The sequence below is a fragment of the Streptomyces sp. NPDC092045 genome, from assembly GCF_044756005.1.
Taxonomy (GTDB): Bacteria; Actinomycetota; Actinomycetes; order Streptomycetales; family Streptomycetaceae; genus Streptomyces.
This window is the reverse complement of the sequence record NZ_JBIVSC010000003.1, coordinates 681370-698881: the sequence shown is the minus strand read 5'-3', so window position 1 is coordinate 698881 and position 17512 is coordinate 681370. Positions and strand designations below refer to the sequence as shown.

Here is a 17512-nt window from a genome sequence, read left to right as displayed (position 1 = left end):
CCGTACGCAGAAGACCTACGGCACCTCCCGGGACGGTGACACGTGCCCGCCGCCCCCACCGGGCACCCCGCTCACGCGCCGCACCCCCTCCGCGGCCGCCCCGCACCGCCCCTCGGAGCCCCGCCCGCCGGGACTCCGCGCCGGGATCCGCCCGCCGGGCCCCCGGCCCTCCCGCAACGAGCCGCACCTCCTGCACCCGCACCGCATCGCACCACCTCCCAGACACCCGCGTCACCGCCGACGTGTAACCGACCGGAGGAACCGCCGTGGCAGCCAAGCCCCAGGTTCGCAATGCACAAGACGCAGGCTCCGCCCCCGAAGACCGCGAGAAGCATCCGGTCGACGAGACGCTGCCCCCAGTGAAGATGCTCACCAGCGGCCTCCAGCACGTGGCCGCCATGTACGCGGGCGTCGTCGCGCCGCCCCTGATCGTCGGAGCGGCCGTCGGCCTCTCCGGCACCGAACTCACCTTCCTCACCGGCGCGAGCCTCTTCACCGCAGGCCTCGCCACCTTCCTCCAGACCCTGGGCGTCTGGAAGATCGGCGCCCGCCTTCCGTTCGTCAACGGCGTCACCTTCGCCGGCGTCGCCCCGATGCTCGCGATCGTCGACACCACCGAGAACAAGGCCGACGCGCTCCCCGTGATCTTCGGCGCGATCATCGTCGCCGGACTCCTCGGCTTCCTCGCCGCCCCCTGGTTCTCCCGGCTCGTCCGGTTCTTCCCGCCGGTCGTCACCGGCACCGTCATCACCCTCATAGGCGTGTCCCTCCTCCCGGTCGCGTTCGGCTGGGCCCAGGGACCCAACCCCCAGGCGGAGGACTACGGTTCGACGACCTTCCTCTCCCTCGCCGGCATCACCCTCGTCGTCGTCCTGCTCCTGCGCCGCTTCACCCGCGGCTTCCTCAAGCAGGTGGCCGTCCTGGTCGGCCTCGTCATCGGTACCCTCATCGCCGTCCCGTTCGGCGTCACCGACTTCTCCCCGGTGACCGAGGCGGACATCGTCGGCTTCCCGTCCCCCTTCCACTTCGGCGCCCCGCAGTTCGCCCTCGCCGCGATCATCTCCATGTGCGTGGTCATGCTGGTCTCCATGACCGAGTCGACCGCCGACATGCTGGCGCTCGGCGAGATCGTCGAGCGGCCCGCCGACGAGAAGACCATCGCCGCCGGACTGCGCGCCGACACCCTCGGCTCCGCGCTCAGCCCCCTGTTCAACGGCTTCATGTGCAGCGCCTTCGCCCAGAACATCGGCCTGGTCGCCATGACCCGGATCCGCAGCCGCTTCGTCGTCGCCTGCGGCGGCGGCTTCCTGGTCCTCATGGGCCTCTCGCCGGTCGCGGCCTCGCTCATCTCGGTCGTGCCCCGCCCGGTCCTCGGCGGCGCGGGCGTCGTCCTCTTCGGCTCGGTCGCCGCCAGCGGCATCCAGACCCTCGTCAAGGCCGGCCTGGAGAAGGACAACAACGTCCTGATCGTGGCCGTCTCGCTGGCCGTCGGCATCATCCCGATCACGGCGCCGGAGTTCTACCACGCCTTCCCGGAGACCGCGAAGATCATCCTGGACTCCGGCATCTCCACCGGCTGCGTCGCCGCCGTCCTGCTCAACGTGGTCTTCAACCACCTGGGCCGGCGCCGGGACGACGACGAGGTCACCGCGCCGATGGAGCCCGGCGAGGAGATCTCCGGCAGCCGCACCGCGAAGGCGGCGCACGTCCACTGAACCCGCACCCCGCCCCACCGGCAGCCCCGGCCCCCGCCCGCCCGGCGGGGCCCGGGGCCGCCGCGCGCGCCACGGGAGCGGGCGCGGCGGCCGGTACGGGGAGAACGGCTGGGACCGGAGCGGGGACCGGCACCGGCGCCGGGGGAGCGACCCGGCCCGGAACAGCGGCCGGCACCGGAAGCACCGGAACAGCGGTCGGCACCGGAAGCACCCGAAGGGCCGCCGGCACCGGAAGCACCGCCAGGACCATCGTCCTGATCAACCCCAACACCTCCGCCGCCACCACCGCGATGATGACCGCCATCGCCCGGCGGACCCTGGGCCCCGCCCTCCCCGTCCGGGGCGTGACCGTCGCCAGGGGCCCGCGCATGCTCACCGATCCGGCCGCCCTGCGCGCCGCCGCCCCCGAGGTCCTCGCGGCGGGGATCGCCGCCACCGCCGGGGGCGACTGCGCCGCCCTCCTCGTCGCCGCCTTCGGGGACCCGGGCCTGGCCGCCCTGCGCGAGGCGACCGGGCTCCCCGTGGCCGGCCTCGGCGAGGCGGCGCTCCTGGAGGCCGCCGCCGACGGCTCCCCCTTCGGCGTCGCCACCACCACCCCGCTCCTGGCCGACGCCATCACCGCCCGGGTGGCGGAGCTCGGACTCTCCGACCGGTACACGGGCCTGCGGCTCACCGCCGGCGCCCCCGAACACCTCTCCGCCGCCCCGGCCGTCCTCCTCGACCGCCTGGAACGGGCGGTCCGCGCCTGCGCCGAACGCGACGGGGCCCGCACCGTCGTCATCGGCGGCGGTCCGCTCGGCGAGGCCGCCGAGGAGCTCCGTACCCGCTGCGCCGTCCGGATCGTCGCCCCGGTCCCGGCGGCCTGCCGGTCGCTGGCCCGCCTGCTGACGGAGTGACGGCCGGGGGCGCCCGTCCCGCTCACCCCTCCACCGCGATCCGGCGCAGGCACTCCCGGGCCAGGGCCGGGTAGGCGGCGCCGATCGCCTCGTACAGGCGCCTGCGCAGCAGCCGTTCGGCCTCGCCGCGCCCGGTCTCGCCGTACAGGCCGTCGAGCAGCGCCTCGTACCGCGAGAGGGCGTGCCGCAGATAGCTCACCTGCCACCGCACGAGCGTCCCGGAGGGCGCCCCGGCCGCCTTCCGCACCGCGCCCCCGCCGTCCGGTCCGGTCGGCCGGCCCGTCCTCAGCGTGCTCCCGCGGTCCGGCTCCGACGCCCCCGGGCTCCGGGCCCCCAGCAGGTGCCGGTGGCGGACGGCGCGGCGCTCCAGCTCGGGGCCGGGCAGCCGGGGCACCTCGATCGGCTCCGCGCGGATCGCCGCCAGGACGGCGGCCCGCCGCCGCTCGGCGTGCGCCCCGGCGGCGGGGGAGCGGACCCGCGAGAGCTCCGAGGCCCCGGCGAACTCGGGCGTCCGCTCCACGGTCTCCACCCGGGCGAGCAGATAGAGCCGCACCGGTGCGAGGGACCAGCGGCGCGGGTCGCGGCCCTGCACGTCGGGCGTGCCCAGCAGGTCCCGGACCATCGCGTCGGTCCAGCCGCGCCGGCGGACCCCGGCGAGCGACACGTAGGTCGTACGGTCCGTCATGTTTCCCCCAGAACTCGACTACGGAGCGTGACGATTCCAGTGAAGCGCACCCCACTGACAACGCCCCCTTGTCGGACCCGCCCCGGCTGTGCGATATAGGTCTGGACCTTTCCCACGGACGGAGGCAGTACCGTGCAACGCCCGTTCCCCCCACGCCGCTTGTTCGCCCCGGCGGCACTTCTCGCGCTCGCCCTCACCGCCTGCTCCACCGCCGGGGCCCAACCGAAGGACACCCGCGCCCCCACCGCGCCCACCGGCGTCACCGCCACCTCGGGCAGTTCGACCACCGTCCACGTCATGTGGAGCGCCGCCACCGACGACCGCGCCGTCACCGGCTACGAGGTCCACCGCGACGGACGCAAGGTCAAGGACCTCCCCGCCACCACCCTGATGACCGACGTCGTCGGCCTCGACCCGGCCACCCCCCACCGCTTCACCGTCCGCGCCCGCGACGCCGCCGGCAACACCTCGCCCCCCAGCGCCACCGTCGCCGCCACCACCCTCCCGGCCGCCGCCGAGGACCGCACGCCCCCCACCGCACCGACCGGCCTCCGCGTCGCCCCCGACGGCAGCCGCGCCGCCGCCCTCCGCTGGTCCCCGGCCCGGGACGACACCCGCGTCACCGCGTACGACGTCTACCAGGCCGACACCCGCGTCCACACGGTCCCCGGCACCGCCACCGACGCCCGCCTCACCGGCCTGCGCCCCGGCACCGCCTACGCGTTCACCGTCCGGGCCCGCGACGCCGCCGAGAACTCCTCCCCGGACAGCAACGCGGTCGACCTCACCACCGCCCCGGCCCCGGGCGCGCCCCCCAACACGGCCCCCACCGACCTCACCGCCGAGGCGGCGAAGGGCGGCGAGATCACCGTCACCTGGACCCCGCCGAAGACGGGCGCCCCGGTCACCCACCACGAACTCCACCTCAACGGCCGCTTCGCCACCACCATCGTCTGGGGCGCCGCACCGCCCCCCGGCCGGGCCACCTACACCTTCCCGGTCACCGACCCCCCGGGCACCCGCTACACCCTCACCCTCCGCGCCCGCCTCCCCGACGGCACCTGGGGCGACTTCTCGGCACCGAGGACGGTGGTCGTGCGCTGAGACCCCTCCGAACTGCGGCGACACACCTGCGCCCCGCTCCTTGCAGCCCGGAAGCACCCGCCCGGAACTACCCTGGGAAGCGTGGCCGAGACCGTTCTCACCAACACCGGGCTCGACAGGTTCCTCGAACTCGTCGGCGGAGCACCCGAGCACCGCGACCCCGCGTTCGCGCGCGCCGCCGAGGCGGTGCTCGGGCTCCTCGCGCTGCGGGGGGCCGACCGGGGGACGGGGGTGCCCGAGCCGACGCCCGAGCTGGCGCGGCAGCTCCTCGTGGAGGACCTGCCGACGTTCGTGCACGTGCCGCCCGGCGAGGTCGCGCTCTACCCGGCCGTGCTCGGGGCGCTCGCCGCCCGCTTCGACGGCGACCTCGCCGAGCGGATCGCCGCGGTGGTCGCGGAGGCCGGGCCCGACTTCGAACGGGCCGTGAACGACCCCGGAAACCTCACCTGGCACCGCTGGTACGCCTCCCTCCTGCGCACCTGCGGCGCCGACCTCGCGGACCCCGAGGACGTACGGCGCAGGCTCGCCGCCCTCGGCGGCGCGCCCCTCCCCGACGGCGTGCGCCGGGCCGACCTCATGGGGCGGACCGCCCTCGCGGACGTCCTGCTCGCCGAGGCCCTCACGCGCGCGTATGTACGGGACGCCGAGGCGCCGCCGCCCGTCGGGCCGCTGCTCACGGACCATGCCGTCGCGACCGGCATCGGACGGGTCGCCGCCGCCCTCCAGGACCGGTGGACCGCCGCCGGACTCGCCGCGCAGCTCGCCGGCCCGTACGCGCACTACGCCCCCGGCCCCGACGCCTTCCCCCACCTCGTCCTGGCCGACGCCCTCCTCGACGAGCACCTCGACCACCACGGCGACCCCGCCGCCCCCGTGCCCCCGCCGCCCGCGATCGAGCCGGAAACCCCCGAGGCCGTCGAGGACGACGCGAACACCCTCCTGGCCGCCGTCGAGGAGCTCGCCGAGGAGGAGTTCGAACCGTACGGGGGCGAGGCCCCGCACCTCCTCTACGTGGTCTACCAGCGCGGCTGCTCCGCCGAGTCCGTCGCCCGCAAGGCCGCCGAGTACGAGGACTGGACTGTCGACCCGGCCCTGGAGGACCTGCCCGTCCCGGTGCCGGACGGCGCGCCCGACGCGTACGCGGTCCCGCCCGTGCCGGAGCTCGTCCGGCTCCTGGGCACCCCCGAGCTGAACGAGGCCGACCGCGCCCGGCTCGAAGGGCCCGCCCGGGACCTGGCCGTCGTCCTCGACCGGCTCGCCGCCACCGGCCTCGTCTTCCGGAGCGGCGACGCCTTCGGGCTCACCCCGCGCGGCGCGGGCGCCGTGCGCTACCTGCTGGGCGTGCGCGGGGTCGCCGCGCCCGACGCCGCCGAGGCCGCGGCCTGGCCCGCGTCCGTCCTGGTCGCCGCCGCCGTGGGCTGGTCCGCGTCCGTCGCCGCGCGCGTGCTCGGCGACTGGCTCCACGCGCGCGTGGACACCGACCGCGCCTGGACCGAGCTGCTCGACGCCCTCGGCACCGTCCACGCCGGCACCTCCGAAGCGGCCTCCGTCCGGGGGCTCTTCACCCTCCTGGACACCACCACCGCCCCGCCCGGGGCGCTGCGCGCGGCCCTCCGCGACCCGGTGCTCGGCGCGTACGCCCTCCGGGCCCTGGAGGACCGGGGCGAGGAGGCCGACCCGATCCAGGTGCCGACCTCGGCCCGCGCCCTGCGCGTCCTCGACGCGCTCCCCGCCAAGAAGGGCCCCCTGGAGTCCCGCCGCGCCGCCTTCGACGGGGCGGCGGCCACCTGGCCCGGCGGCTCCGCCGCCCTGGTCCGCGCGATGGCCGAGGCCGACCGCCACGAGACGGAACGCGCCCTCGGCCCGCTCGGCATCGCCCTGCCGTGACGCGGGGAAAACGGGGACGGGCCCCGCTTCCGGTGCTGTGCGACACCGGGAGCGGGGCCCGTCCGAAAAGCTGTCCGACGACTGTGCGGGTGGCCGGATCAGCCGTATCCCATGCCTGCGGCGGCCGGATCAGCCGACCAGCTGCTCGTACGCGGGGAGCGTCAGGAAGTCCGCGTAGTCCGCGTCGAGGGAGACGCGGAGCAGCAGGTCGTGGGCCTGCTGCCACGTGCCGGCCGCGAAGGCCTCCTCGCCGATCTCGGCGCGGATCGCGGCCAGTTCCTCGGCGGCGACCTTGCGGGCCAGCTCCGGGGTGGCCGCCTCGCCGTTCTCGAAGACGACGCCCGCGTTGATCCACTGCCAGATCTGGGAGCGGGAGATCTCGGCGGTGGCCGCGTCCTCCATCAGGTTGAAGATGGCGACGGCGCCGAGGCCGCGCAGCCAGGCCTCGATGTAGCGGATGCCGACCTGGACGGCGTTGCGCAGGCCGTCGTAGGTGGGCTTCGCGTCGAGCGAGTCGATCGCGATCAGGTCGCCGGCCGCCACGGAGACGTCCTCGCGCAGGCGGTCCTTCTGGTTCGGCTTCTCGCCGAGGACGGCGTCGAAGGAGGCCATCGCGATCGGCACCAGGTCGGGGTGGGCGACCCAGGAGCCGTCGAAGCCGTCGCCGGCCTCGCGGTCCTTGTCGGCCTTGACCTTCTCGAACGCGACCTTGTTGACCTCGGCGTCCCTGCGGGACGGGATGAACGCCGCCATGCCGCCGATCGCGTGCGCGCCGCGCTTGTGGCAGGTGCGCACGAGGAGTTCGGTGTACGCGCGCATGAACGGGGCCGTCATCGTGACCAGGTTGCGGTCCGGCAGGACGAACTTGGCGCCGCCGTCGCGGAAGTTCTTGACGATGGAGAAGAGGTAGTCCCAGCGGCCCGCGTTCAGGCCCGCCGCGTGGTCGCGGAGCTCGTAGAGGATCTCCTCCATCTCGTACGCGGCCGTGATGGTCTCGATGAGGACCGTGGCGCGGACGGTGCCCTGCGGGATGCCGACGTGGTCCTGCGCGAAGACGAAGACCTCGTTCCAGAGGCGGGCCTCCAGGTGCGACTCCGTCTTCGGCAGGTAGAAGTACGGGCCCTTGCCGAGGTCGATCAGGCGCCGGGCGTTGTGGAAGAAGTACAGGCCGAAGTCGACGAGCGCGCCGGGAACGGGCCGTCCGTCGACGACGAGGTGGCGCTCCTCCAGGTGCCAGCCGCGCGGCCGCATGACGACGGTGGCCAGCTCCCCGGCGGGCTTGAGGGCGTACGACTTGCCGGAGCGCGGGTCCGTGAAGTCGATGTTCCGGGTGTACGCGTCGATCAGGTTGAGCTGGCCCAGGACCACGTTCTCCCAGGTCGGCGCCGAGGCGTCCTCGAAGTCGGCGAGCCACACCCGCGCGCCGGAGTTGAGCGCGTTGATCGTCATCTTGCGGTCGGTGGGACCGGTGATCTCGACCCGGCGGTCGTTCAGGGCCGCCGGGGCCGGCGCGACCTTCCAGGAGTCGTCGGCGCGGATCGCGGCGGTCTCCGGCAGGAAGTCCAGGGTGGAGGTGCGGGCGATCTCGGCGCGGCGCTCCGCCCGGCGGGCGAGGAGCTCGTCCCGGCGCGGGGTGAACCGCCGGTGCAGTTCGGCGACGAAGGCGAGGGCGGCGTCGGTGAGCACCTCTTCCTGGCGCGGCAGGGGCTCGGCATCGACGACGGCCAGGGGGGACGGCGCTGGTGCGGACATGAACTGTCACTTCCTTCAGCGGACTTCGCGGGCGGTGCCAGGCGGCCGCCGGGCGTCACGGGACGGCACGGAGTGCCACCGGAGCCGAGATACGGCCGCGAGCGCCTTCTGGAGCAGCAGGCGCTTCTGAACAGTGGATACTAGTTTCCTCATGGTGGAAGTTCAATGGTTTGTTGATGTCGAGATTCTCCGGATCGACAGAACGCGGCGCTCAGTGCCAGACCGCTCACTCCCGGTCGCCCACCGGGAGGCGCCCGCCGTGCGGCGCCCGCTCCGGGCCCGCTCCGGCCTCACTCCAGGTGCGCCAGGTCCGCCTCGGTGTCGATGTCGTAGGGCTCGGCCACGTCCGAACAGTCCACCGGCGTGATCGCGTCCCGGTGCGCCGCCAGGTAGTCCCGCGCGCCCCGGTCGCCCACCGCCGCCTCCGCGACGCCCGCCCAGTGCCCGGCGCCGAACAGCACCGGATGCCCCCGCCGCCCGTCGTACGAGGCCGCCGCGAGCGAGTCCCGCGAGCCGTACGCCGCCCGGACCCGGGCCACCGCCTCCGCCCCGATCCCCGGCTGGTCGACCAGCGACACGAGCGCCGCGTCCACCCCGCGCGGATCGGCGGCGAGCGACGCGAGCCCGGCCCGGAGCGAGGAGCCCATCCCCGCCGCCCACTCCGGGTTGTCCACCAGGACGCACCCGGGCAGCTCCGCCCGCTCCCGCACGGCGTCGGCCGACGCCCCGAGCACCACGTGCACCACCTCGCACCCGGCCGCGCGCAGCACCCCCACCGCGTGCTCCACCAGGGGCCGGCCCCGGTGGACGAGGAGCGCCTTGGGCCGGCCCCCGAGCCGCCGCCCGCCCCCGGCGGCGAGCAGCAGACCGGCCACGACGGGGGCGCGGTCGGAGGTGAGCGGGTCGGTTCGGTCTTCCGGAGTCGTCATGGAGACTGCATACCGCATCCGGACGGAAACACACGGTTGCCCGAATCAGCCTTGCGGGGGGTGGCGCGTGGGGTGGCGAAGGAGTTAACTGGCCCGACTCGCGGCGCCCGACCGCCGTCCGGAGTCGTCCGGAGGGGGCGGTCCGGGGCGTTCCGCGTGCTCGGGGTGTGGAGTTCTGCGCACAGTGTCGTGCGAGGGGGAGAACCATGTTGCGAAGCGTGGAGCAGAGGCCGGTGGGCAGCGAGGGCGTGGACCCCAGGGTGGCCGAACTGCGGTCGGCCGTGTCCCGGCTCCGGCGCGAACTGGCCGCGCACCGGGCCGAGTTCGCCGACCGGGAGATTGCGGAGGGGGAGCTCGCGGCGCTCGACGCCATGGCGCTCGGCGGCGCTCCGGAGGTACGGCGGCTGCGCCGCTCCCTGCTGATCGTCGCGGGCTGCGTCGGCTCCGTCAGCGCCCTCGCCGGCGCCCTCGCCGGGGTCCGCCGCGCCGTCGAACTCTTCGGCGCGCCGCCGGGAAGGGGCACGGAGAGCTGATGGCCGGTCAGGCACCGGGTCGGGAGCGGGAAGTCACCGTCTGATCAGCCGCCTGGCCGTCGCCGCCGCCACCGCCGCCGTGCGGGAGTCCACGCCCAGCTTCGCGAAGACGTGGACCAGATGGGACTTCACCGTCGCCTGGCTCAGGAACAGCGCCTTGCTGATCTGCTGGTTCGACAGGCCCTCGCCGACCAGCTGGAGCACCTCCAGCTCGCGCCTGGTCAGCGCCTCCGCCGGGGTCCGCATCCGGTCCATGAGCCGGTGCGCCACCGCCGGGGCGAGGGCCGACTGCCCGGCCGCCGCCGTCCGGACCGCCGCCGCCAGCTCCTCCGGCGGCGCGTCCTTCAGGAGGTAGCCGCAGGCGCCCGCCTCCACCGCCGCCAGGATGTCCGCGTCCGTGTCGTACGTCGTCAGGACCAGCACCTTCGGCCCGCCCGGCGCCGCCGTGATCGCCGCTGTCGCCTCCGAGCCGTGCATCCCCGCCCCGAACTGGAGGTCCATCAGGACCACGTCCACGTCCCCGGCGGCGGCCCGTTCCACCGCGCGCTCGGCGGTGGCGGCCTCCGCGACGACCGCGAAGTCCGGCTCGGTGTCGAGGACCGCGCGCAGGCCCGCCCGTACCACCGGGTGGTCGTCGGCGAGCAGGAGGCGGATGGTCATGCGGAACCTCCGGAGGGAAGGGAAGCCTTGTCGGACAGCGGCAGGGAGACGGCGACGGCGGTGCCCTGGCCCGGCGCGGACTCCACGGCGAACGTGCCGCCCAGCGACTCCGCCCGCGACCGCATCGCCGGGAGCCCGAAGCCGCCCTCGGAGGAGGGGCGCACGGAGCCGGGCTCGAAGCCCTCCCCGTCGTCGACCACGTCCAGGGTCACCGACGCGTCCATGAACGACAGGGTGATCTCCGCCCGCGAGGCCGAGGCGTGCCGCACCGTGTTCGCGAGGGCCGACTGCGCGATCCGCAGCAGCGCCACCTCGTACGGAGTGGGCAGCTCCACCGGCGTCCCGCTCACCGAGAACCGCACCCGGGGCCCCGCCCCCGGCCCGTACGGACCGGCCCCCGCGCCCGGCTCGCACAGGCGCTCCAGGGCTGCCGCGAGCGAGCCGTGCTCCAGGTCCGACGGCGTCAGGGCCCGCACGAAGCGCCGCGCCTCCGCCAGGTTGTCCTGCGCCGCCCGGCGCGCCCGCTCGATGTGCCCGGCGGCGGGGGAGCCCGGCGGCAGCGCCCGCTCGGCCGCCCGCAGCAGCAGCTGGATCGAGGACAGGCCCTGCGCGAGCGTGTCGTGGATCTCCCGCGCGAGCCGCTCCCGCTCGGCGAGCGTCCCCGCGTGCCGCTCCGCCGCCGCCAGCTCCGCCCGCGTCGCGATCAGCTCCTCGATGAGCCGGCGCCGCCGCTCGCTCTCCCGGTAGAGGGCCTGGTAGCCGAGGACCGTCGCCACGGCGACCGCCGCGCCGAGCAGCGGCCCGATGAAGACCCCCGGGTTGAGCGCGGCGCCGTGCCCCACGTACGAGAGGATCGCCGCGCCCGCCGTGAGCGCCACCGCCGGCAGCGACCAGCGGGCGGGCAGCAGGTGGAGCTGGAGGAAGTACAGCGGGAACGCCACCCAGAGCGCCTCCGGCGTCAGCCAGAGCATCACCAGCCAGGACGCCCCCAGGACCCCCAGCCAGACGCCGGCCGCCCGCCGGGAGTCCCGCACCGCCGGCAGGTGCGACCCCGCCGCGTAGACCGCTCCCGTCACCGCCGCCGCCATCGTCCCGGCGGCCGAGTGCGCCCGCGCCGCCGCCAGGACGAGCAGGCCCGCCATGAGCAGGTGCAGGCAGAGGCGCAGCACCAGCGGGGCGGGGGTGGGGGGACGCCGGGCGGGACGGAGGGAGGAGTGGGGACCCATGATCCCTCCAGGGTAGACAGCGGGTGCGCGACCCGGCTCAACCGAAAGTTTGATTGCGGGGCCATCCCGGGCGCGATGTCCGCGAGGGGGTGCGCGGACCAGGCTGGTCCGCATGTTCGTGGCATGGAGAGACATGGGATTCGCCAAGGGGCGGTTCGCCCTCATGGGCACGGTGATCGTGCTGATCACCCTGCTCGTGGGGCTGCTGTCCGGGCTGACCGCCGGACTCGCGAGGGAGAACGTCTCCGCGATCACCGGCCTGCCCGCCGACCGGCTGGCCTTCGCGGCGCCGCCGCCCGGGCGGTCGGTCTCCTTCACCGAATCGACGGTGACGGAGGAGCAGTGGCGGGCGTGGGCGGAGCGGCCCGGGGTGACGGGCGCGGCGCCGCTCGGCATCCGCACGCTCAACGCGGTGGCCGGAGACCGCACCGCCGCCGTCTCCGCGTTCGGCACGGAGCCGGAGTCCGGGCTCGCGCCCGGGCCCGTCGCCCCGGGGAAGGCGGTCCTGTCGGAGCCGGCGGCCGAGGAACTGGGCGTGGGCCCCGGCGACGCGCTCCGCCTCGGCCCCCTGGAGGTCGCCGTCGCGGCCGTCTCCGGCGACGCCTCGTACAGCCACACGCCCGTCGTGTGGACCTCCCTCGACGACTGGCAGAAGGTCGGGCACAGCGGCACCACGGCGGAGGAGCAGGCCACCGTCGTCGCCCTGCGCGGGGGAGGTGGGGCGGACTGGGCGGCCGGCGACGAGGCCGCCGGCACCGAGGCGCGGACCGTCGGCGACGCCCTCGCCGCCATCGGGTCGTACCAGGCCGAGAACGGCTCCCTCCAGCTCATGCGCGGCTTCCTCTTCGTCATCTCCGCCCTGGTCGTCGGGGCCTTCTTCACCGTCTGGACCGTCCAGCGCGCCGGCGACGTCGCCGTCCTCAAGGCGCTCGGCGCCTCCACCCCGTACCTCCTGAGGGACGCCCTCGGGCAGGCCGTCCTCGTGCTCGCCGCCGGGACCCTGCTGGGTACCGGACTCGCGCTCGGCATCGGCGCCCTGGTCGGCGGCGGGAACGTGCCCTTCGTCCTGGACCCGCTCACCGTCCTCGGGCCGGCCGCCGTCATGGGCGTCCTCGGCGTGCTCGGCGCGGCCCTGGCCGTCCGGCGGGTCACCGCCGTCGACCCCCTCACGGCCCTGGGCAGCGCCCGGTGAGCCCCTCGCCACGCGCCGAGCGCCCGATGAGCCCCCTCGCCACGCGCCGGGGCATCCGATGAGCCCCCTCACCGCACAGTGGAGCACCCGATGAGCCTCGTCCTCGACGACGTCACCCTGACCTACCCCGACGGCGACGGCCGGCTCACCGCCCTCGACGCCGTCTCCCTCGCCGTCCCCGCCGGGACGCTCACGGCCGTCGTCGGCCCCTCGGGCTCCGGCAAGTCCAGCCTGCTCGCGGTGGCCGCGACCCTGGTCACCCCGGACCGGGGGCGGGTCGTCGTCGCCGGTACGGACACGGGGGCGCTCACCCCGGCCGGCCGGGCGGAGCTGCGGCGCGAGCACGTCGGGATCGTCTTCCAGCAGCCCAACCTGCTGCCCGCGCTGAACGCGGCGGAGCAGGTGCAGGTGATGGCGCACCTGTCGGGCCGCTCCCCGAAGGCGGCACGGGGCAGGGCCCTGGAACTGCTCGACGCGGTGGGCCTCGCGGACCTGGCCGGACGCAGGCCGCACCAGCTCTCGGGCGGCCAGCGGCAGCGGGTCAACATCGCGCGGGCCCTGATGAACGAGCCGTCCGTCCTCCTGGTCGACGAGCCGACCAGCGCCCTCGACCACGAGCGGGGGGCGGCCGTCATGGACCTCCTCGCCCGCCTGGCGGGGGAGCGGGGCACGGCGACGGTCCTGGTCACCCACGACCGGACCCACCTGTCCCGGGCGGACCGCACGGTGACGGTCCGGGACGGCCGGCTCTCGGAGGCCGTACCGGCGTGATCCCGGCCGGCACGCGTATCCCCCCGGCACGCACGTGATGCTCCTCGGCACGCGTGGGTTCGCCCGGCGCGCGCGAGGGCGCCCGGAACCGTCCTGGTTCCGGGCGCCCTCGTACGGGGTTTCAGGCCTGGCCGTTCCCCGCCGTGTTCGCCAGCGCCGCCGACAGGTCGCGCGCCACCTCCTGGAGGATCGGGACGATCTTCTCCGTGGCCGCCTCGGTGACCCGGCCCGCCGGGCCCGAGATGGAGACGGCGGCGGCGGTGGGGGAGTCCGGCACGGACACCGCGAGGCAGCGGACCCCTATCTCCTGCTCGTTGTCGTCGACCGCGTACCCCGCCTCGCGGACCGCGACGAGCGCGTCGAGGAAGCCCTCGGGCGTGGTGATGGTCTTCTCGGTCGCGGCCGGCATGCCGGTGCGGGCGAGCAGCGCGCGCACCTCCTCCGGCGGGGTGTGCGCGAGGAGCGCCTTGCCGACGCCGGTGGAGTGCGGCAGGACCCGCCGGCCGACCTCGGTGAACATGCGCATCGAGTGCTTGGACGGCACCTGTGCCACGTACACGATCTCGTCGCCGTCGAGCAGCGCCATGTTCGCGGTCTCGCCGGTCTCCTCGACCAGCCGGGCGAGGTACGGCCGGGCCCAGGTGCCGAGGAGGCGGGAGGCGGACTCGCCGAGCCGGATGAGCCGGGGCCCGAGCGCGTACCGCCGGTTGGGCTGCTGGCGCACGTAGCCGCAGGCGACCAGGGTCCGCATCAGGCGGTGGATGGTGGGGAGCGGGAGACCGCTGCTGGCGGAGAGCTCGCTCAGCCCGACCTCGCCCCCGGCGTCGGCCATCCGCTCCAGGAGGTCGAAGGCGCGCTCGAGGGACTGGACGCCCCCGCTCGCGGCGGGTTTGGCGGCGTCGGTGGTGCTGGCGCTGGACGTCGGCACGTCACGGTCCTTTCGGGGCGGGCGGGCAAGGCAGCAGCCTACCGGGCGACCGGCCGGGGCACACGGTCCCGGTCCCGGCGTCGGCGCCGGTCAGGGGGTGTTTGTCCGGTGTCGGCGAGGGTTCGGGGCGGCCCCCGGCTGCCCCGCATGTGCGGAGCTACGTTCTACTGTACGAAATTTACATTCCACTTCGTGGAAACGTCCAAGCCGGATTCGGCGGTCCCGGATGCTGGAAGTGTGCCCTTGACGACATGTCGTCCGGAAGTGAAGACTCCTTCAACAGTTCGTTGAATTTCTCCGTGGAGCCCGCCCCGAGCAGGGGCGGCTCCTTCCCGGAGCAGTGGAAGAAGGGGTACGGGTGGACATCGACCTGGTCCTGCGCTCGACGCGCGTCATCACTCCCGGGGGGACGCGTCCGGCGTCGATCGCCGTCTCCGGAGGGACGATCGCGGCCGTGCTGCCGTACGACGCCGAGGTGCCCGCCGGCGCCCGGCTGGAGGACGTCGGCGACGACGTCGTCCTGCCCGGACTCGTCGACACCCACGTGCACGTGAACGACCCCGGCCGCACCGAGTGGGAGGGCTTCTGGACCGCCACCCGCGCGGCCGCCGCCGGCGGCATCACCACCCTGCTCGACATGCCGCTCAACTCGCTGCCGCCGACCACCACCGTGGAGAACCTGCGCGTCAAGCAGGACGTCGCCCGCGCCAAGGCCCACATCGACGTCGGCTTCTGGGGCGGCGCCCTGCCCGGCAACGTCAAGGACCTGCGCCCGCTGCACGACGCCGGCGTCTTCGGCTTCAAGTGCTTCCTGTCGCCCTCCGGCGTGGAGGAGTTCCCCGAGCTCGACCAGGATCAGCTGGCGACCTCGCTCGCCGAGGTCTCCGGCTTCGGCGGCCTGATGATCGTCCACGCCGAGGACCCGCACCACCTCGCCGCCGCGCCCCAGCGGCCGGGCGGCGCGTACGCCGACTTCCTCGCCTCCCGGCCCCGGGACGCCGAGAACACGGCCATCGAGAACCTGATCGACCAGGCCCGCCGGCTCGACGCCCGCGTCCACGTCCTGCACCTCTCCTCCTCCGACGCCCTTCCGGCCATCGCCGCCGCCCGGGCCGAGGGCGTGAAGATCACCGTCGAGTCCTGTCCGCACTTCCTCACCCTCACCGCCGAGGAGATCCCGGACGGCGCCACCGAGTTCAAGTGCTGCCCGCCGATCCGCGAGGCGGCCAACCAGGACGCGCTGTGGCAGGGCCTCGCGGACGGCACGATCGACTGCGTCGTGTCCGACCACTCGCCGTCCACCGCAGACCTCAAGACCCCCGACTTCGCCTCCGCGTGGGGCGGGATCTCCTCCCTCCAACTCGGCCTGCCCGCCATCTGGACCGAGGCCCGCCGCCGCGGCCACGACCTGACGGACGTCGTCCGCTGGATGTCCACGGGCCCCGCCCGGCTCGCCGGACTCGACCGCAAGGGCGCCATCGAGGCCGGCCGCGACGCCGACTTCGCCGTCCTCGACCCCGAGGCCACCTTCACCGTCGACCCGGCCGAACTCCAGCACCGCAACCGGATCACCGCCTACGCGGGCCGGACCCTGCACGGCGTCGTCACCTCCACCTGGCTGCGCGGCGAGCGGATCGCCGACCGCGGTGTCCTCGCCGAGCCCTCCGGCCGCCTCCTCGAAAGGAACAACTGACCCGTGAGCACCGGCATACCCTCCTTCACCGGCGACGCCAGCCCCTACGGCGGCGGCGACCCGTACGCCGACTACCGCACGGCCGACTTCCCCTTCACCCGGTACGCGGACCTCGCGGACCGGCGGCTCGGCGCGGGCGTGATCGCGGCCAACGACGAGTTCTTCGCGGAGCGCGAGAACCTGCTCAAGCCCGGTGCCGCCGAGTTCGACCCCGAGCACTTCGGCCACAAGGGCAAGATCATGGACGGCTGGGAGACCCGCCGCCGCCGAGGGGTCTCCGCGCAGCAGCCGCACCCCACCGAGGACGACCACGACTGGGCCCTCGTACGGCTCGGCGCCCCCGGCGTGATCCGCGGCATCGTCCTCGACACCGCCCACTTCCGCGGCAACTACCCGCAGGCCGTCTCCGTCGAGGCCGCGTCCGTCGCCGGTTCGCCCTCGCCCGAGGACCTCCTCGCCGACGACGTGAAGTGGACGGTGCTCGTCCCGCGCACCGCCGTCGGCGGCCACGCCGCCAACGGCTTCGCCGTCGACGTCGAGCAGCGCTTCACGCACCTGCGCGTCAACCAGCACCCCGACGGCGGCATCGCCCGCCTCCGCGTGTACGGCGAGGTCGCCCCCGACCCGGCCTGGCTCGGCGTCCTCGGCACCTTCGACTTGGCGGCCCTGGAGAACGGCGGCCGGGTGGAGGACGCCTCCGACCGCTTCTACTCCCCGGCCACCAACACCATCCAGCCGGGCCGCTCCCGCAAGATGGACGACGGCTGGGAGACCCGCCGCCGCCGCGACAAGGGCAACGACTGGATCCGCTACGCCCTGGTCGCCGAGTCCGAGATCCGCGCCGTCGAGATCGACACCGCCTACCTCAAGGGCAACAGCGCGGGCTGGGCCGCCCTCTCCGTCGCGGCCGAGGGCTCGGAGGAGTGGACCGAGATCCTGCCCCGGACCCGCCTCCAGCCCGACACCAACCACCGCTTCGTCCTGGACGCCCCGGCGGTCGGCTCCCGCGTCCGGATCGACATCTACCCGGACGGCGGCATCTCCCGCCTCCGCCTCTTCGGCTCCCCCACGGAGGCCGGTACGGCGCGGCTGACCGCCCGCCACCAGGAACTGGGCGGCTGACCTCCCAGAGGCGCCCCGCCGACAGGGCGCCCCCGGAACGCCGCCCCCCGCCGGGCGACCCGCCCGGCCCCCACGACCCGAGCGGGACACGACACCCCGCCCGGCCCCCGAGGGCGCACCGGCCCGACAGCACCGGTGCGCCCTCGCACGTTCCGCCGGAACTCCGGCCGGGGACGCGGTCCGCGCCCGGCCGGAGGAGTCCGCCCCCGTCGTCGGGCAGCTGCCCCGACGCGCCACGAACCCGCCGCCCCGGCCGTACGGCCCGGAAAACGCGTGGCGGCCGACGTGCGCCGGGTGCCATGCTCGGGACCACCGAAGGGGTGTGGCTCAGAGGCCGGAGCGCCGGTCTCCAACACCGGATGCCGCAGGTTCGATTCCTGCCACCCCTGCCGCTCCTGCCGCTTCTCCCGGGTCCGCCG

Annotated in this window: 15 protein-coding genes and 1 tRNA gene; 10 read left to right on the top strand and 6 right to left on the bottom strand. The window is 75.1% G+C overall.

Going from position 1 to position 17512, the window contains the following annotated elements:
• Positions 1-365: 365 nt before the first annotated feature.
• Together ACIQKA_RS13330 and ACIQKA_RS13325 are read left to right on the top strand one after the other, a co-directional pair.
• Entirely contained in the window at positions 366-1715 is a 1350-nt protein-coding gene (locus ACIQKA_RS13330) for a nucleobase:cation symporter-2 family protein (RefSeq protein WP_383151916.1), read from the top strand.
• A 248-nt stretch (positions 1716-1963) separates the two neighbouring features.
• Complete coding sequence (locus ACIQKA_RS13325) at positions 1964-2611, top strand: aspartate/glutamate racemase family protein (RefSeq protein WP_402540975.1); 648 nt, start codon at positions 1964-1966, stop codon at positions 2609-2611.
• Positions 2612-2633: 22 nt separating this feature from the next.
• Here ACIQKA_RS13325 and ACIQKA_RS13320 read toward each other — a convergent pair whose 3' ends face one another.
• Positions 2634-3296: a hypothetical protein gene (locus ACIQKA_RS13320; RefSeq protein WP_391094211.1), complete on the bottom strand. Its 663-nt coding sequence runs from the start codon at positions 3294-3296 to the stop codon at positions 2634-2636.
• 132 nt (positions 3297-3428) lie between these two features.
• Between ACIQKA_RS13320 and ACIQKA_RS13315 the strand changes: the two genes are divergently transcribed.
• Together ACIQKA_RS13315 and ACIQKA_RS13310 are read left to right on the top strand one after the other, a co-directional pair.
• The gene (locus tag ACIQKA_RS13315) at positions 3429-4400 is read left to right on the top strand and encodes a fibronectin type III domain-containing protein (RefSeq protein WP_390107815.1); all 972 of its coding nucleotides are present in this window, start codon (positions 3429-3431) and stop codon (positions 4398-4400) included.
• An 81-nt stretch (positions 4401-4481) separates the two neighbouring features.
• Positions 4482-6287 (top strand): hypothetical protein, encoded by a 1806-nt coding sequence (locus ACIQKA_RS13310; protein ID WP_402540939.1) that lies wholly within the window; start codon positions 4482-4484, stop codon positions 6285-6287.
• A 129-nt stretch (positions 6288-6416) separates the two neighbouring features.
• On the opposite strand, the gene aceB is transcribed toward ACIQKA_RS13310, so the two are convergent.
• Together aceB and ACIQKA_RS13300 are read right to left on the bottom strand one after the other, a co-directional pair.
• Positions 6417-8039, bottom strand: a complete 1623-nt coding sequence (gene aceB, locus ACIQKA_RS13305) for a malate synthase A (protein ID WP_383151881.1) — start codon at positions 8037-8039, stop codon at positions 6417-6419.
• Positions 8040-8329: 290 nt separating this feature from the next.
• On the bottom strand, positions 8330-8968 hold the full coding sequence (locus ACIQKA_RS13300; protein WP_402540937.1) for an NTP transferase domain-containing protein: 639 nt from the start codon (positions 8966-8968) through the stop codon (positions 8330-8332).
• A gap of 206 nt (positions 8969-9174) precedes the next feature.
• Between ACIQKA_RS13300 and ACIQKA_RS13295 the strand changes: the two genes are divergently transcribed.
• The gene (locus tag ACIQKA_RS13295; protein ID WP_383151879.1) at positions 9175-9501 is read left to right on the top strand and encodes a DUF5955 family protein; all 327 of its coding nucleotides are present in this window, start codon (positions 9175-9177) and stop codon (positions 9499-9501) included.
• A gap of 33 nt (positions 9502-9534) precedes the next feature.
• Here the strand turns inward: ACIQKA_RS13295 and ACIQKA_RS13290 are convergent, their stop codons facing one another.
• Both ACIQKA_RS13290 and ACIQKA_RS13285 read right to left on the bottom strand, forming a co-directional pair.
• On the bottom strand, positions 9535-10161 hold the full coding sequence (locus tag ACIQKA_RS13290; protein WP_383151878.1) for a response regulator: 627 nt from the start codon (positions 10159-10161) through the stop codon (positions 9535-9537).
• The gene (locus ACIQKA_RS13285; RefSeq protein ID WP_402540935.1) at positions 10158-11387 is read right to left on the bottom strand and encodes a sensor histidine kinase; all 1230 of its coding nucleotides are present in this window, start codon (positions 11385-11387) and stop codon (positions 10158-10160) included. The genes ACIQKA_RS13290 and ACIQKA_RS13285 overlap by 4 nt, the downstream gene beginning before the upstream one ends.
• A gap of 112 nt (positions 11388-11499) precedes the next feature.
• Here ACIQKA_RS13285 and ACIQKA_RS13280 point away from each other — a divergent pair, with 112 nt between their 5' ends.
• Positions 11500-12579 carry an ABC transporter permease gene (locus tag ACIQKA_RS13280; protein ID WP_402540934.1) on the top strand — a complete coding sequence of 360 codons (1080 nt, stop codon included), beginning with the start codon at positions 11500-11502 and terminating at the stop codon, positions 12577-12579.
• Between the two features lie 90 nt (positions 12580-12669).
• Positions 12670-13350, top strand: coding sequence for an ABC transporter ATP-binding protein (locus ACIQKA_RS13275; protein WP_383430484.1), 681 nt, complete (start codon positions 12670-12672; stop codon positions 13348-13350).
• Between the two features lie 121 nt (positions 13351-13471).
• Here ACIQKA_RS13275 and ACIQKA_RS13270 read toward each other — a convergent pair whose 3' ends face one another.
• Positions 13472-14278 carry an IclR family transcriptional regulator gene (locus tag ACIQKA_RS13270; protein WP_383151874.1) on the bottom strand — a complete coding sequence of 269 codons (807 nt, stop codon included), beginning with the start codon at positions 14276-14278 and terminating at the stop codon, positions 13472-13474.
• A gap of 358 nt (positions 14279-14636) precedes the next feature.
• Between ACIQKA_RS13270 and allB the strand changes: the two genes are divergently transcribed.
• The 3 genes from allB (at position 14637) to ACIQKA_RS13255 (ending at position 17482) form a co-directional block, all read left to right on the top strand.
• Positions 14637-15971 carry an allantoinase AllB gene (gene allB, locus ACIQKA_RS13265; protein WP_383151873.1) on the top strand — a complete coding sequence of 445 codons (1335 nt, stop codon included), beginning with the start codon at positions 14637-14639 and terminating at the stop codon, positions 15969-15971.
• Between the two features lie 3 nt (positions 15972-15974).
• Complete coding sequence (alc, locus tag ACIQKA_RS13260) at positions 15975-17093, top strand: allantoicase (RefSeq protein WP_383430487.1); 1119 nt, start codon at positions 15975-15977, stop codon at positions 17091-17093.
• A gap of 316 nt (positions 17094-17409) precedes the next feature.
• A tRNA-Trp gene (locus ACIQKA_RS13255) sits at positions 17410-17482 on the top strand.
• Positions 17483-17512: the final 30 nt, after the last annotated feature.